The organism is Vagococcus zengguangii (assembly GCF_005145005.1).
GTDB lineage: Bacteria > Bacillota > Bacilli > Lactobacillales > Vagococcaceae > Vagococcus_A > Vagococcus_A zengguangii.
In genome coordinates, this window is record NZ_CP039712.1 from 215,867 (window position 1) to 231,913 (window position 16,047).

Consider the following 16,047-nt stretch of genomic DNA (forward strand, 5'->3'; position numbering starts at 1 on the left):
GTAACAGGTGAGAGATAAATGATATCTTTCACCTGTTTTTGTTGGTTGAATAATGTTATATTAGTAAGAAAATAGACATTAAATAATAGAGGTGCTCCGATGGTTGATAAAGAAAAATGGTTAGAAATGTATAAAATAGCGAAGAAGTTAAAAAACACACAACATTTAGATATTTTTAACAATAAATATGTGGTTTTTAATTTTGATGATAAGCAACAACCAATCGTTGCTAGAATAGGAATAAGTAAGGGTACGCTAGTTGGTGTTAGTATTTTTCCAACAATTAAATCGCAATTATTTTTAAAAGATATGCATCACGGGACATCAAAAGTTGTCGACGCCTTTTCCTATGATCTTGCGTCGGTAGAATGTTTAATGGTTTATTTTGGTAATCGCTACGAAGTGTCGAAAGTGAGTTATCAGGTGATGAAGCAATTAGGTGTTAGCTTTCGAGGAGATGGCAACTGGATAATAGCAGAGTCTAATCAAATTGGATTTGACGGGAAGGTACCTACAAGTAAAGAAATTGAAGTAATGCAACAAGTTATGCGGGGCTATTTAAATTTATCAAAAAAAATTGAACAAGGTATATTTAATTTTAACTCTTCACTTCATTCAAAAAAATGGTTACATACTAAAATGAATTTAGCAACAGGCAAAAGTTTTGAAAGTTTAGAAAATTTTCAATATCCTAAGGCTTCCGTCGTTAAAATGCCAACACCTTTAAGTGATTTGGAGAAATATGAACTAAATAAAATAAGTAACCATCCTAAAATAAATCACGAATTAGAAATAACTTATTTTTATACAAGTACCTCAGAAAATGGTCAGTATTTTCCGATGTTAGCTGTTGCAGAACGTCATTCAAGCTTAATAGTAGCCATGGAGATGTTTAATGATGTCGAAGTAGTTATAGGTAATTTAAAATGTTTACTCTATAATTATGTTGTTGATTTTGGAAAACCTAAAAAGATATATCTTCGCTTAGAAGTGTTGAAAGAAGCTTTATGGGCTTTATGTCATGAACTTAATATAAAAATTGAGATGACTAATAATCTCCCTACACTTGAAATAGCTTTGATAGAAATAGGAGACTATTTACTGGATTCAGAAGAACTGCCAGAGGCTTTTGATGATGATACTGATTCGGATTACTGGTTTTAATGATTGAAGATGATTTATCCTTGTTACTATAAAGTATACCTAGCTTTTTTTGTTTTTCTCTATTAAAAATATGTTATCATGAACTTAATAAACTTTAGTAAGGATTGAGGGCTATGGAAATCATTGAAAAAGCGCCAGCTAAAATCAATCTAGGCCTAGATATTCTAGGGAAACGTCCTGATGGTTATCATGACTTGGAGATGATTATGGCGAGTGTTGATTTAGCAGATAAACTGATTATCAATGAATTACCGCAAGATAAAATTATCGTCAGAACCAATGCAACGTTTTTACCAGTCGATGAGAAAAATAATGTCTATCAAGCGGTAGCGTTAGTCAAAGAACAGTTTGGTATCAAGCAAGGACTGTCTGTTGAAATTAAAAAGACGATTCCTGTAGCTGCTGGTCTAGGTGGAGGTAGTAGTGATGCTGCGGCAGTATTACGTGGTGTCAATAAACTATGGCGTTTAGGTTTAAGTAAACAAGAACTAAGTGATATTGGTTTTAATGTAGGGACAGATGTTCCTTATTGCGTGCATGGGACCACGGCTTTTGTAGCTGGACGTGGTGAAATTGTAGAGCCTTTACCTCCAATGCCACAATGTTGGGTGGTAATTGTTAAGCCCCAGTTCAGTGTGTCTACTCGCAAAATTTTTGCTGACTTTGATATGACGGGTATTGAACATCCAGATATTCCAGGGTTAAAAGCAAGTATTCTTGAGCAAGATTACGATAAGATGATTAGCTTGATGGGGAATTCAATGGAACGTGCGACCATGCAACGTCGACCGGTTGTTCGTGAAATAAAAGAAAAAATGATGAAGTACGGTGCAGATGCAGCGTTGATGAGTGGCAGTGGACCAACCGTTTTCGGCCTTTGCCAAAATTATTCCCGAGCTAAACGTGTTTATAATGCCTTTCGTGGTTTTTGTAAAGAAGTTCATTTAGTTAGAACCATTAATCAATAAAAAAACTTGATTTTTGAACGGAAAACGTTATAATTTAACTATTAATAGACATGTGACTGGATAATACTAGGCATGGAACTAAGGGGACTTGATTTGATAGGCAAGCTCTTATTTCCGTGGCTAGTTTTTTATTTAAGGAGAAATTAAATGAAAGTCGTAAAGGTATTTAATCAAAATGCAGTGTTAGTAAATGATGAGGGACAAGATAAAATTGTAACGGGAAAGGGCATAGGTTTTGCTCGTAAACGTCATGATTTGATTAAACCTGATGAAGTAGAACGTATTTATGTGAACGATGAGAGCAAAAGTAAAATGATGCAATTACTGGAACACATCCAGCCAGAATATTTTATTGTGTCAGAAGAAATTATTTCAGAAGCAGAAAAAACGTTGAATTTGAATATGAATGAACATGTTCATCTTGTGTTAGCTGATCACATTGCGTTTGCAGTTGAGCGAATGAAATCAGGCATTGTGATGCAAAATAAATTATTGAATGAAATTCAAATCATGTATCCCGATGAATTTAGAATGGCCGAATGGGCAGTGAGACATCTAAAAAAACGATTTGACCTCGAATTTCCACTTGATGAAGCCGCTTATATTGCACTCCATTTTCACAGTGCTATTAATGGTAAAAGTAACACAAGCAAAAGTTTACGTGAAGTCACAATTGTTTCTGAAATGATTGAACTAATTGGCGAACGTTTGGCGATTGATTTTTCTCAAATGGCTAACAGTTTGGATTACTCGCGCTTGGTTTTACATTTGCGCTATGCGATTGAACGAGTCTATCAAGGGAAGTTACATAGTATGGATCAGGACGTACTCGCGATTATTAAAACAAAGTATTTAGAGAGCTATCAAATTGCGTGTGAAGTGACAGAAACGATTATGAATTATTATAATATCATTATTCCAAATGAAGAAATTGGTTATTTAACGTTACATGTGGAACGTTTAAAAAATCAGGTGCCAACATCTGATCATAAAAATTAATAATAGTAGGAGGACATAGATTATGTTTGGTATTTTTAAGAAAAAGAAAAAAGAAGAGGTTGTGGCATTTCATGCTGTAGCACAAGGAACAGTTATGCCGTTAGAGTCAGTTGGGGATGGTGTTTTCTCAGGTAAATTATTAGGAGATGGCTATGCGGTAAAACCAGAAACAGAAGAGGTTTACGCACCAGTTACGGGTAAAGTGGTGAGTGTTTTCCCAACTAAGCATGCGATTACTATTGAAACAGCGGAAGGCCTAGAAGTTTTAGTACATATGGGGATCGATACTGTGGAATTAAAAGGCGAACCATTTGAGGTATTTGTATCAGAAGGACAAGCTATCACCCCTGAAACGAAATTAGCGAACATGAACTTAGATAAATTAGCAGAAACAAATACTGTTTCGACGATTGTGATTGTTGTGACGAATATGGATAAAGTATCTAATCTTTCAACAGTTAACGAACATGTAGTAGCTGCTAGTGAACAAGTGACAACGGCTACAATGGCGTGAGGTTGAGTAAAAAAATACAATAAACAGAAAGAGAGGGAACTGATTGAGTCAGCTCTCTTTTTTCTTTACTTTTAATTACGCCGATTTATTGATAAAATAAGACATGATGCTTAAAAGAGAAGAGGAAGCGTAAATGCGCATATTATTTGTCGGAGATGTAGTTGGGTCTTTAGGAAGAGACTTAATTACGGAATATCTTCCAAAGTTAAAACAAAAAGAAAAACCTCAGGTGACGATTGTAAACGGTGAAAATGCCGCTGGTGGTCGTGGGATTACTGAGAAAATTTATAAAAAATTATTACAAGATGGGGCTGATGTGGTAACCCTTGGGAATCATACTTGGGATAATCGTGAAATTTTTGAATTTATTGAGCGAGCGCCTAAAATGGTTCGTCCAGCCAATTTTCCAGAAGCAACGACGCCCGGTCAAGGGATTGTCTATGTGAAAGTGAATGCGATTGAATTAGCGGTCATTAATTTACAAGGTCGCACGTTTATGACGCCAATTGACGATCCGTTTACTAAGATTGAAGCGTTAGTAGCTGAAGCCCGTGAACGTACGCCGTTTATTTTCGTTGATTTTCATGCAGAAACAACGAGTGAAAAACAAGCAATGGGTTGGTTTTTAAATGGCCAAGTTTCAGCGGTAGTCGGCACGCATACCCATGTTCAAACGTCTGATGCCCGTATTTTACCACAAGGCACAGCCTACTTAACCGATGTTGGGATGACAGGTCCTTACGACGGGATTCTAGGGATGCAGCGTGATAACGTGATTAATAAATTTATCACCGCCTTACCACATCGTTTTGAAGTGGTGGAGAATGGCCGTGGCATTTTATCCTACTGTGTGATTGATATTAATGATAAGACAGGTAAAGCAACGAAAATTACAAGTGGGTTGATTAACGAAGATCATCCGTTTAGATAAGTAGAAAAATGGAGAAACGTCATGAGTGAAGCAGATAAATTTCAAATGGAACAAACGGTTGAGGCCGCGTTGCAAGATTTATTAGCAGAGCTGGCTGAAAACCCGGTGATTATCGATTATAAAACAATTGAAGAACAAGCTAAGAACCATCCTAAATTGTCAGAGCTAGCTGAAGCGATTAAGTTTCAGCAAAAACAAGCAGTTAAATTTGCGCATTACGGCAAACCAGTTGCTGAGCAAGAAGCAATTAAACAAGCGGATGAGTTAATGCGAGAATTTGAAGACCATCCGTTAGTTGTGACGTATCGTCAACGCTTAATTGAAGCTAATGATTTATTACAATATGTGACCAATTTGATTGAAAAAGAGGTTAATATCGCGTTAACGCTCAAATTTGAAGACGCGTTGACTAACTATCAATCAAATGAAAAGGAATAGAAGGAGTGAATCCGTTTGTCTAAACAAGCTAAATTAACTCCAATGATGGAACAATATTTAGGTATCAAGGCACAGTATCCTGATGCCTTTCTTTTTTACCGTCTGGGAGATTTTTATGAAATGTTTTATGAGGATGCGACCAATGCCTCACAAATTTTAGAAATTACGTTAACAAGTCGCAATCGTAACGCCGAAAACCCAATCCCAATGGCAGGAATTCCGTACCATTCAGCGCAAGGATATATTGATACCTTGATTGAAAAAGGTTATAAAGTGGCGATTTGTGAGCAAGTCGAAGACCCCAAAGAATCCAAAGGAATGGTCAAACGTGAAGTCGTCCGTTTAATTACACCTGGAACCTTTATGGAATCAAAAGGGTTAGATGCCAAAGATAACAATTATCTAACTGCTCTTTATTTTGATGATAATGTACAAAAATACGGCTTTGCCTATGTGGATTTAAGTACCGGTGAATTAAAAACGAGTACGCTTGAGCAAGACGATAGTGTACTAAATGAATGCAGCAGCTTACAGACCAAGGAAGTTGTGTTAGCAAGTGAGATTAGTGAGACACTAAAACAACAATTAACCCAACGTTTGAATGTTTTATTTTCAACGCAATTAGAAAGTACTTCGACGACTGAAGTCGCGTATTTATCAGAGAATTTAAAAGATGACACGCAACGCATGGTCGTAGAACGTTTATTAGCCTATTTAAGTACGACACAAAAACGTAGCTTAGGTCATTTACAACAGGCTGAAAGCTATGAACCAGCGCACTTTTTAAAGTTGGATCACTATTCAAAATTCAATTTAGAATTAAGTCAGTCGATTCGTTCTGGCAAAAAACAAGGAACGCTTTTGTGGCTATTAGACGAAACAAAAACGGCGATGGGTGGTCGTTTATTAAAACAGTGGCTAGATCGCCCCTTGATTCAAGCGAGTCAAATTACCGCTCGCCAAAATATGGTGGAGTCATTATTAAATGCTTATTTTGAACGCTTAGATTTACAAGAAGCATTAAAAAATGTTTATGATTTAGAACGTTTAGCAGGGCGTGTGGCGTATGGTTCTGTCAACGGTCGTGATTTATTGCAATTAAAAGTGTCACTCCAACAAATTCCGATGATTCGTGAATTGTTAGAAGGCATAAATCAAGGTGAATGGGCTGAATTATTAGTCGATTTAGACCCAGTCACTGATGTCGTTGACTTGATTGAACAAGCCATCGATGAAGACGCACCACTTGCGATTACAGAAGGCAATGTCATCAAGAGTGGTTTCAATGAACAGTTAGATGTCTATCGTGATGCGATGACCAATGGCAAACGTTGGATTGCCGAGTTAGAAGCCCATGAACGCGAAGAAACAGGGATTAAGAAGCTAAAAATAGGTTTTAACCGTGTCTTTGGTTATTACATTGAAGTGACTAAGAGCCAGTTAGACTTAGTCCCAGAAAATCGCTATGACCGCAAGCAAACGTTAGCGAATGCTGAGCGTTTTATTACACCAGAACTAAAAGAAAAAGAACGTCTTATTTTAGAAGCAGAAGAAAAATCGCAAAGTTTAGAATATCAATTATTCCTACAAGTCCGAGAAGTAATCAAAGAATCCATTGAGCGTCTGCAAACGTTAGCCAAAGCAGTTTCAGCGATTGATGTCTTACAAAGTTTTGCGAGTGTTAGTGAGAAATATCAATATGTTCGTCCAACGATGGTTGAGGCCGGAAAAGAATTAAGCTTAATAGAAGGTCGTCATCCAGTTGTTGAAAAAGTACTGGGCCATCAAAAATACGTGCCGAACACAGTCAAAATGGATCCAGAAACGATGATTCTCTTAATTACTGGTCCAAACATGTCAGGTAAAAGTACCTACATGCGTCAATTAGCCTTAACGGTGATTATGGCGCAAATGGGTTGTTTTGTGCCAGCTGAATCAGCGATGATGCCAATTTTTGATCAAATTTTTACCCGAATTGGCGCATCAGATGACTTGATTTCGGGACAAAGTACGTTCATGGTTGAGATGATGGAAGCCAATGAAGCACTACGTCACGCGACCCCACAAAGTTTGATTTTATTCGATGAAATTGGCCGTGGAACTGCCACTTATGATGGGATGGCGTTAGCCGAAGCGATTGTCGAATATATTCATCAAGAAGTTGGTGCCAAAACATTATTCTCAACGCATTACCATGAACTAACTGATTTAGATCAAACGTTAGCGGGGCTTGAAAATATTCACGTCGGCGCGGTTGAAAAAGATGGGGATGTCGTCTTCTTACACAAAATGATGGACGGTCCAGCTGATAAAAGTTACGGAATTCACGTGGCGAAGTTAGCCGGCTTACCACAACCTTTATTAGAACGTGCGAGTGTGATTTTGTCTCATTTGGAAGGCAATCATGTGGAGAAAAAAAATTCAGGTGAAACGTCAAGCCTAACAATGCCAGCTCCTCCAGAACCAGTTGTTAAAACACCAGTTGTGGCTGAAGAACCAGTGATGGAAGTCGGCCAATTGTCATTGTTTGATGAAGTCAGTTCGGAAGAATCCGCTGTTTTAGATTCAGTAAAAAATGCGAATGTCTTAAATATGACGCCACTTGAAGCTATGACGTTAATTAATGAATGGCAACGTCAATTAAAAGGATAGGGGGCTAAGCTATGAGCAAAATTCAAGAACTTTCAGAACAACTAGCCAATCAAATCGCGGCCGGTGAAGTCGTTGAACGTCCCGCTTCGGTTGTCAAAGAGCTAGTTGAAAATGCGATTGATGCTGGTAGCACACAAATTGATATTAATTTAGAAGAAGCTGGCCTAAAGAAAATCCAAGTGATTGATAATGGTGAAGGCATTGCTGCTGATGATGTCTTGAATGCTTTTAAACGCCACGCCACTAGTAAAATTTTGACCCAAGATGACCTGTTTAGAATTAAGACATTAGGATTCCGTGGTGAAGCCTTACCGAGTATCGCGTCTGTTTCACGTTTCACCTTAGAAACATCGACGGGCGAAGAGGAAGGTAGCTATGTTTATCTTGAGGGTGGTAAGGTCAAGGAACACAAACCTCATTCACTACGTAAAGGGACAAATATAACGGTTGCTGATTTATTTTATAACACACCAGCACGTTTAAAATATGTGAAGACATTACAAACAGAATTATCAAACATTGTCGATTTATTGAATCGCTTAGCCATGAGTCATCCCAATATTGCTTTTCGTCTCGTTCATGATGGTAATCAAATGCTGCGCACTACAGGCAATGGTGATTTGAAACAAGCGATTGCGGGGATTTACGGTGTTAGCACAGCAAAAAAAATGTTAGCTGTCGCAGGTGAAGACTTAGATTTTAAAGTATCCGGTTATGTCTCGCTGCCTGAACTAACGAGAGCTGGTCGCCAATATATTTCAATTATTATTAACGGGCGCTACATTCGTAACTTTGCGCTTAATAAAGCAATAATCGCGGGGTATGGTTCGAAATTAATGGTTGGCCGTTACCCAATTGCCGTCCTACAAATTGAAATGGATCCGTTATTGGTCGATGTCAACGTTCATCCGACTAAGCAAGAAGTTCGTTTAAGTAAAGAACCAGAATTGATGCACTTAATCGAAACAAGTATTAAAGCCGTTTTCGAAGAACAACGCCTCGTACCACAAGTTGATACCAAAGATATTTTTAAGAAAAAAGTACCGAAAGAAAAGCCGGTTGAGCAATTAAGTTTAACGAGTGAAGAAGTTCAAGCAAGGTTAAATGAGCTAAAAAGTAGTGCCAATTCCGTGACATCACCAATGGAGCAGCCACTGCGTTCTGCTACTATCGGTAAAACGGGTCTAACCTATGATGCCACCAGTGGCCGTTTCTATGTTGATAAACAAAAAGTTGCCAATGACGTGCCACCGGTTGTTGCTGAACCAAACACGTTACTAGCTGAGGTAGAAGCTGAGTCCACGCCGATTGTGCCAACCTCACCAACAAAGATTCATAAACCAACCGTTCATTCAACAAGTATGGGCAGTGGTATCGTGGATATTGCTCACGTTTCACTAGAAAAATTAGCACAGCCGTTTGGTGAAGAAGTGGCGATTGAGTCTAAACATGTTACATCAGAACCACCAGTCCTAGAGTTAACGGATGTGAATGAACCAACTAAAAAAGCTTTCCCTCATTTAGAATATTTTGGTCAAATGCATGGAACTTATTTATTTGCTCAAAGTGAAGAAGGGTTATTTATTGTCGATCAACATGCTGCCCAAGAACGGATTAAGTACGAATATTACCGTGAAAAAATTGGTGATGTCGGTTCCGATTTACAAGAACTCTTAATTCCAATCGTCTTAGAGTATCCGCGTTCAGATTTACTCAAAATTCAAGAAAAAGAAAGCCTTCTTCAAGAAGTTGGGATTCATTTGGAAGCATTTGGTAGCAATAGTTTCATCGTGCGTTCGCATCCGACTTGGTACCCGAAAGGTGAAGAAGAAGCAATTATTCGTGAGATGATTGAGACTTTACTGCATACTGGCAAAGTTAGTGTCGCCAAGTTCCGAGAAGATACCGCCATTATGATGAGCTGTAAAAAATCAATCAAAGCGAATCATCATTTGGAACCTAACCAAGCACGCCAACTATTAGAAGATTTGGCTAAATGTCAAAACCCTTATAATTGTCCGCATGGGCGTCCAGTGCTAGTCCATTTTACAAATAAGGAAATGGAAAAAATGTTCAAACGCATTCAAGATCCACATTAATTTGTTTTCAATGGAACATTATCATGAATAAGGAAGAAGCAAATGAAAAAAATTATTTTAGCCTCACAATCACCAAGAAGAAAAGAATTACTAGCCCACATTACATCAGATTTTGAGGTACAGCCGGCTGATATTGATGAAACAGTCACACCAGGTATCACACCTGAAGTGTATGTCACACAAATGGCAGAACAAAAAGCAGCGCATATTTTTAACCAATATCCGGATCATTTAGTAATAGGTTGTGATACGGTCGTGGTGATGGATGGTGAAATTTTAGGGAAACCTGTTGATAAAGAAGATGCTAAAGCGATGTTACAACGCTATTCTAATCGCACACATGATGTCTTAACGGGCTTAACTTTAATGTCTAAAGACAAGCAAATCACCAAACTTGCACAAGCGAGCGTGACGTTTTATCCTTTAGATGACGATCAAATTAATGACTATGTTGCTAGTGAGGAGCCGATGGATAAAGCGGGTGCTTATGGCATTCAAGGTGGTGCGTCAATTTTTATTAAAGAAATTGAGGGCGACTATTATGCCATTGTTGGTTTTCCAGTGGGATTAGTCAATGAATTGTTGAAAAGTTTCTAACGAAACAGAAATGGGGTTGGGATTGTTATGAGTAAACCATCAAAAGAAGAATTAAAGGTGACGTTAACACCTTTACAATATGAGGTAACACAAGAAAGTGGAACGGAGATGCCATATTCAAGTGAGTATGATCAGTTTGATGAACAAGGGATTTACGTGGATATCGTTGGAGGCGAACCGTTATTTTGTTCATTAGATAAATATGATGCTGGTTGTGGTTGGCCATCATTTACGAAGCCAATTGCGACACTACAAGAATTAGATGATTTCAAATTAAGCCGTGCGCGTACGGAAGTGCGTAGTAGTCAATCGGATTCACACCTAGGTCACGTGTTTAACGATGGACCTGTCGAAGCCGGTGGTTTGCGTTATTGTATTAACGGGGCCGCACTACGATTCGTGCCAGTCAGTCAAATGGCAGAACAAGGATATGAGGATTATTTAGTTTTATTTGAATAGTAATAGATAACTATAAAAACCCCAACGTAATGATGAATTATGTTGGGGTTTTGCGTTATATGATGATGTTTTACAAAGGATATAGATTAGAGAGGCCATTAGTTTTTACGGCGATACTGATTTCTTCTGAAGTGAATGATTGCTTGTCCAATAAGAAACTATGCAAGGCTTCAAGTGACTCAGAAGATAAATAGCATTCTAAATAAGGCGGATCACTTAATTGATTAATTACGACCAAATCTTCTTTGATAAATGGTTGTTCAAGTAACTGCTTCATCGATTGAGGAGTTTTTGTTCTAATGACTACGTGTTCTTTACCGAGACGTTCATTAACGAAGGCTAATCGTTCTTGTTTTGTCATGTCATCACCTACTGTTGTTTTCTTTTATCGTTTAATAAACGAAAGGTTGGTGCAAGTTTAAGGCTGTAAAAATTGTTGGATGTTAGGCGTTAAATTAAATCGCAGACGGAGATTTTATACGGATTATTGTTATAAAAACAAACTCCCTCGGATAAAACACACGCCAATGTATTTTATCCGAGGGAGTTTGTTTAGAATTAGTAAATAACTTTAAAGCCTGTTTGTGAACGATAGGTTTGACCTGGGCGTAAAACAATATCCCCAAAGCCATCAAATTCGATTGCCCCAGGAGCGGCTTGTGTTTCTAAGGTAATACCTGTGAAGTTAGTAATTTTTTCACTTCCATCTTCTTTATCCGGCCCAAAGTTAGCAGAGAAAATCACCACCGCGTCTTCGTCTGTATGCATTTCAACTTTTATATCACCTGAAGGGCTAGTTAAAACGGCTTGTGGTTCCGTTGTTTTTTCTAAGAAGAAAGGATGATCTAAACCACCCACTAATACGTTTTGTTCGTAATTAGTGTCATAAATTTGTGCGAGTTTGCTAGCTTGGCGGAAGTCAAAAGGCGTTCCATCCACGGCACGTTTTTCTCCAGTTACCGTAACATCTTCGTTAATCACCGCGAACATGTCACTTGCTAATTGCAACGTATGCTCATGAATGGTTTCTTCATGGTTCCCTGTTAAGTTGAAATAAACATGGTTTGTAGGATTAAATAGTGTCGCATTATCGGTTGTCGCTTGGTAATCAATCACCCATTCATTATCATCTGTTAACGTATAAGTTACTTGCACCTCTAAATTTCCTGGAAAACCATTTTCTCCATCGGGACTATGATAACTAAACACTAATTGATTTTGTGCTTCATTAACGTCTGTTTTCCAAATTTTAGTTTCAAAACTTTCCGGTCCCCCATGTAGAGTATGATTATTTTGACTTGCTTGCGTTTCGACTTGATAGTCAGTTCCGTCAATCTCGAATTGTCCGTTAGAAATACGTCCAGCCACACGTCCAATGGTTGAACCTAAGTAAGTATCAATTGTTTGATAGCCAGTCGCATTATCAAAACCAAGCACGATATTTTTCTCGCCTTCAGCTGTAGGTACTAGCCATTTAACAATACGCGCACCTAAATCAGTTGCGCTTAATGAAACGTTATGTTTGTTAGTTATCGTATAAAGTGTTGCTCCGTTACCAAAATCTTGCACTGAAATTGTCATAAGTCACCTCGTAAATTATTAAGATAAAAGTATTATAACACGTAATTGTAAGCGATTGCTCAAAATGTAATCAAAAAAATCTCACTCGCACCATTAAATTAGCGAGTGAGACTTTTTGATTATAAGAAAATAATCCAGTAACCAATTAAGATAATACCAAGGATAATTCGGTACCAGCCAAAAGGTTTGAAGTCATTGGTTTTGATAAAGCTCAATAAGAACTTAATCGCAACAATGGATACTAGGAATGAAACAAGTGAGCCAACTAATAAGATAGTTAATTCGTCGCCTTGGAAACCTGTTCCTTCGCTAAAGAATTTTAATAGTTTTACTAAGCTACCTCCGAACATGACTGGGATACTTAGGAAGAATGAAAATTCAGTTGCGACAAAACGTGATGTTCCAATTAATAAAGCCCCTAAAATAGTTGCGCCAGATCGAGAAGTTCCGGGCATCAAGGCTAATACTTGGAATAAACCAATTAAGAAGGCCGTTTGATACGTGAATTCTTTGAAGTTGTTAATTTTGGGTGTACGTTTTTTATTAAAGTTTTCAATAACAATGAATAGTACCCCGTATAAAATTAACATAATTGCGATTGGTAAGAACTTGTGGAAGTTTGACTCGAACCAATCATCTAATAGAATACCTAAAACTCCAGCTGGAATGCAGCCTACAACGACTTTGAACCAAAGTGACCAAGTATCTTTTCGCTCTTCAGTACTCTTAGAAGGAGCGAAGGGGTTCAGTTTGTTGAAGAAAATAATAACTACCGCTAAGATTGCCCCTAATTGAATCACGACATTAAACATTTCAACAAATTCAGGACGTGCGTCAAAATTAATAAACTCTTGGACTAAAATTAAATGTCCAGTACTACTTACAGGCAACCATTCAGTGATGCCTTCGACAATCCCTAAAATAATTGCTTTTAAAATATTAAACCAATCCATAAAAAATTCCTTTCCATCTTCTGATTTATTAAGTATAACGTGTTTATAGTAGAAATCCAACAATTGACTACTTAAAAAAGTATTAAATTTCGGCTATATTCTAGCTAATAAGCAGTCATTGAATGGATAAGTGAAGTTATCCACTATTCACAATTAGTTATCAACAGTTTTTGTGGATAACTTGTTAATAATGTGTATAAGTGTGAAAAAAAGGGCAAAATAAGCAAAAAAAATGTGGGTAACTTCGGTAAAAGTTATCCACATTTTATTTAGTGCTTGTTAATTGTTGTCTAAAACACGTTTTAAGAATTCTTGGGTACGTGCTTCTTTAGGGTTGTTGAAAATTTCTTCTGGTGTGCCTTCTTCAGCGACAATGCCTTGGTTCATGAAAATCACACGATCTGAAACGTCACGAGCAAACGTCATCTCATGTGTCACAACCACCATGGTTAAACCTTCGTCGGCTAATTCACGCATGATTTTTAAGACTTCACCTACCATCTCTGGGTCAAGGGCTGAGGTTGGTTCGTCGAATAACAAACAATCAGGATTCATTGATAGCGCACGAGCAATCGCGACACGTTGTTTTTGTCCGCCTGATAATTGTTTGGGACGGGCATGAGCGAATTCACGCATGCCAACTTTTTCTAAATTAGCTAAGGCAACTTGTTCAGCTTCTTTGGGATTACGTTTTAAGACTTGGACTTGTCCAACGACACAGTTTTGTAAAACATCTAAATTATCAAACAAATTAAAGTGTTGGAACACCATCCCTAAGTGTGTACGTAGAGTTGATAAAGAGTAGTTTTCAGCTAAAATACTATCGCCTTTAAATTTGATATCACCACTAGTCGGCTCTTCTAATAAGTTAATACAACGTAGTAGCGTTGATTTTCCGGAACCAGATGAACCAATAATGGTTACTACTTCACCAGGTTGGATAGCTAAATCTACGCCTTTAAGAACTAAGTTATCCCCATATTGTTTATGTAAATTGATAATCTCAATCATGTTTTCCATCGTGTTTCCCTCTATTCTTGTTCAATTTTTTGGACTTGCATTTGGTTAGCGTATGGTGCGTAATATTTCTTCGGTTGATCCATACGGCGTTCGATGTAGCGTAAAATTTGTGTGACTAAGAATGTCATGACAAAGTAAATCACACAGATGATGAAGAATGTTTCAAAGAAACGGAAGTTCGCACCAGCTACTGTTTTGGCAGAGAAGAACAACTCTGACACGGCAATCACGTTTAATACTGAGGTATCTTTGATATTGATGACAAATTCATTCCCTGTTGCGGGTAAAATATTACGGATAACTTGTGGAATCACGACGTGGCGCATGGTTTGGAAATGTGTCATCCCGATCGCTTGTGCTGCTTCAAATTGTCCTTTATCAACAGAGAAAATACCACCACGCACAATTTCGGTCATATAAGCCCCCGTGTTGATTGAAACGATTAAAACCGCTGCTAATGTACGATTCATGTTGATACCAAACGCTTGTGCTAAACCGTAGTAGATAACCATTGACTGTACAATCATCGGTGTGCCACGGAAAATTTCAATATAAATAGAGAATAGGCCATTTAATAATTTGTAGAAGAAGTTTTTACCAGCTTTTTTCGGAGTTGGAATAGCACGGAAAATTCCGATTCCCATTCCGATAGCTGTTCCAATAATTGTTCCTAGGATTGAAATGAATAACGTCATCCCAGCACCACGTAAGAACATTGGCCAGTTTTCTTTCGCAATTTTCATAACCCATCCGAACCAACTTAAGTCGTTAGAGGTATCAGGTTGTTGATCGATGGCTTTGTTCATAATGCTTTCTCGCTCAGAAACCGGAATATCTGCCAAGATTTTGTTGATATCTTCGCGTAATTCACTACCTTTTCTTAAACCAATAGCGGCAGTTGAGTCAGCTTCTGATTGTTGGAAGCCATTTTCTTTTGTGAATTCGACTGCTACAAAGTTAGGATTTACTTTTTTAGCAGTTTTTCCTTCTACACTTTCAGAAACATAGCCATCAATAATCCCTGAATCTAGTGCCACACGCATCTCGGGGAAATCACCCATCGCTAATTCTTTTTGTACACCCTCGATTTGATCAATGGCATCATAGTGTAGTGTTCCCATTTGCGCTGTTAATTTTGCACCAGCAAAATCTTTTAGTGACGTTGCATGCTCATAAGGAGAACCTTTTTTTACCATAATGACTAATGATGCGTCATGATAAGCTTCTGTGAAGTCAATTGCTTTTCTGCGTTCTTCAGTTGGTGACATACCAGCGATAATGGCATCGATCTTACCTGATGTAAGGGCAGGAGGTAGACCATCCCAAGACGTTTTGACTATGACTAACTCTTTACCTAAACCTTCTGCGATTTTTTTGGCCATTTCTACATCATAGCCACCTGCGAATTCTTTTGAACCTTCAATCGGCACAGCGCCGTTTGAATCATCTTGTTGTGTCCAGTTGAAAGGTGGATAACCAGCTTCCATTCCCACTCGGAAGACGTTATCGTCATCAGCTGCTAAGCTCGTTCCACCAAATAGGGTAAGGGTTGTTGTGAATAAAATAATTGCAGTGAACCATCTGTAAAAGTGTCTCATTTAGATTTCCTCCTAAATTTTTCAATAAAAAAAGACCACATGATAAATACATGAGGTCTGAACGTTTACATTCT

Annotated in this window: 15 protein-coding genes; 10 read left to right on the plus strand and 5 right to left on the minus strand. The window is 37.9% G+C overall.

Features of this window, described 5'->3' with window-relative positions; translation table 11 throughout:
• Window positions 1-99 precede the first annotated feature (99 nt).
• From FA707_RS01060 to msrB, 10 genes are all read left to right on the plus strand, one after another.
• Window positions 100-1,164 carry a DUF7309 domain-containing protein gene (locus FA707_RS01060; RefSeq protein ID WP_136952488.1) on the plus strand — a complete coding sequence of 355 codons (1,065 nt, stop codon included), beginning with the start codon at window positions 100-102 and terminating at the stop codon, window positions 1,162-1,164.
• A 113-nt stretch (window positions 1,165-1,277) separates the two neighbouring features.
• The gene (gene ispE, locus FA707_RS01065) at window positions 1,278-2,132 is read left to right on the plus strand and encodes a 4-(cytidine 5'-diphospho)-2-C-methyl-D-erythritol kinase (protein WP_136952489.1); all 855 of its coding nucleotides are present in this window, start codon (window positions 1,278-1,280) and stop codon (window positions 2,130-2,132) included.
• Window positions 2,133-2,279: 147 nt separating this feature from the next.
• On the plus strand, window positions 2,280-3,131 hold the full coding sequence (locus tag FA707_RS01070) for a PRD domain-containing protein (RefSeq protein ID WP_136952490.1): 852 nt from the start codon (window positions 2,280-2,282) through the stop codon (window positions 3,129-3,131).
• Window positions 3,132-3,153: 22 nt separating this feature from the next.
• Window positions 3,154-3,645, plus strand: a complete 492-nt coding sequence (locus FA707_RS01075; protein WP_136952491.1) for a PTS sugar transporter subunit IIA — start codon at window positions 3,154-3,156, stop codon at window positions 3,643-3,645.
• A 133-nt stretch (window positions 3,646-3,778) separates the two neighbouring features.
• On the plus strand, window positions 3,779-4,576 hold the full coding sequence (locus tag FA707_RS01080; protein ID WP_136952492.1) for a TIGR00282 family metallophosphoesterase: 798 nt from the start codon (window positions 3,779-3,781) through the stop codon (window positions 4,574-4,576).
• 21 nt (window positions 4,577-4,597) lie between these two features.
• Window positions 4,598-5,014: a YlbF family regulator gene (locus FA707_RS01085; RefSeq protein ID WP_425471289.1), complete on the plus strand. Its 417-nt coding sequence runs from the start codon at window positions 4,598-4,600 to the stop codon at window positions 5,012-5,014.
• A 42-nt stretch (window positions 5,015-5,056) separates the two neighbouring features.
• Window positions 5,057-7,666 (plus strand): DNA mismatch repair protein MutS, encoded by a 2,610-nt coding sequence (mutS, locus tag FA707_RS01090; protein WP_425471311.1) that lies wholly within the window; start codon window positions 5,057-5,059, stop codon window positions 7,664-7,666.
• Window positions 7,667-7,677: 11 nt separating this feature from the next.
• Window positions 7,678-9,765: a DNA mismatch repair endonuclease MutL gene (mutL, locus tag FA707_RS01095; protein WP_136952494.1), complete on the plus strand. Its 2,088-nt coding sequence runs from the start codon at window positions 7,678-7,680 to the stop codon at window positions 9,763-9,765.
• Between the two features lie 42 nt (window positions 9,766-9,807).
• A complete protein-coding gene (locus tag FA707_RS01100; protein ID WP_136952495.1) occupies window positions 9,808-10,362 on the plus strand; it encodes a Maf family protein in 555 nt (184 codons plus the stop codon).
• Between the two features lie 27 nt (window positions 10,363-10,389).
• Window positions 10,390-10,821, plus strand: a complete 432-nt coding sequence (gene msrB / locus FA707_RS01105; protein ID WP_136952496.1) for a peptide-methionine (R)-S-oxide reductase MsrB — start codon at window positions 10,390-10,392, stop codon at window positions 10,819-10,821.
• 70 nt (window positions 10,822-10,891) lie between these two features.
• Here msrB and FA707_RS01110 read toward each other — a convergent pair whose 3' ends face one another.
• The 5 genes from FA707_RS01110 to FA707_RS01130 all read right to left on the minus strand — a co-directional run bounded on the left by FA707_RS01110 (window position 10,892) and on the right by FA707_RS01130 (window position 15,973).
• On the minus strand, window positions 10,892-11,182 hold the full coding sequence (locus FA707_RS01110) for a hypothetical protein (RefSeq protein WP_136952497.1): 291 nt from the start codon (window positions 11,180-11,182) through the stop codon (window positions 10,892-10,894).
• A gap of 197 nt (window positions 11,183-11,379) precedes the next feature.
• Window positions 11,380-12,402, minus strand: a complete 1,023-nt coding sequence (locus FA707_RS01115) for an aldose epimerase family protein (protein WP_136952498.1) — start codon at window positions 12,400-12,402, stop codon at window positions 11,380-11,382.
• A 119-nt stretch (window positions 12,403-12,521) separates the two neighbouring features.
• Window positions 12,522-13,355, minus strand: coding sequence for an undecaprenyl-diphosphate phosphatase (locus tag FA707_RS01120; RefSeq protein ID WP_136952499.1), 834 nt, complete (start codon window positions 13,353-13,355; stop codon window positions 12,522-12,524).
• Between the two features lie 279 nt (window positions 13,356-13,634).
• Window positions 13,635-14,375, minus strand: coding sequence for an amino acid ABC transporter ATP-binding protein (locus FA707_RS01125; RefSeq protein WP_136952500.1), 741 nt, complete (start codon window positions 14,373-14,375; stop codon window positions 13,635-13,637).
• A gap of 11 nt (window positions 14,376-14,386) precedes the next feature.
• Window positions 14,387-15,973 carry an ABC transporter permease subunit gene (locus FA707_RS01130; RefSeq protein ID WP_136952501.1) on the minus strand — a complete coding sequence of 529 codons (1,587 nt, stop codon included), beginning with the start codon at window positions 15,971-15,973 and terminating at the stop codon, window positions 14,387-14,389.
• Window positions 15,974-16,047: the final 74 nt, after the last annotated feature.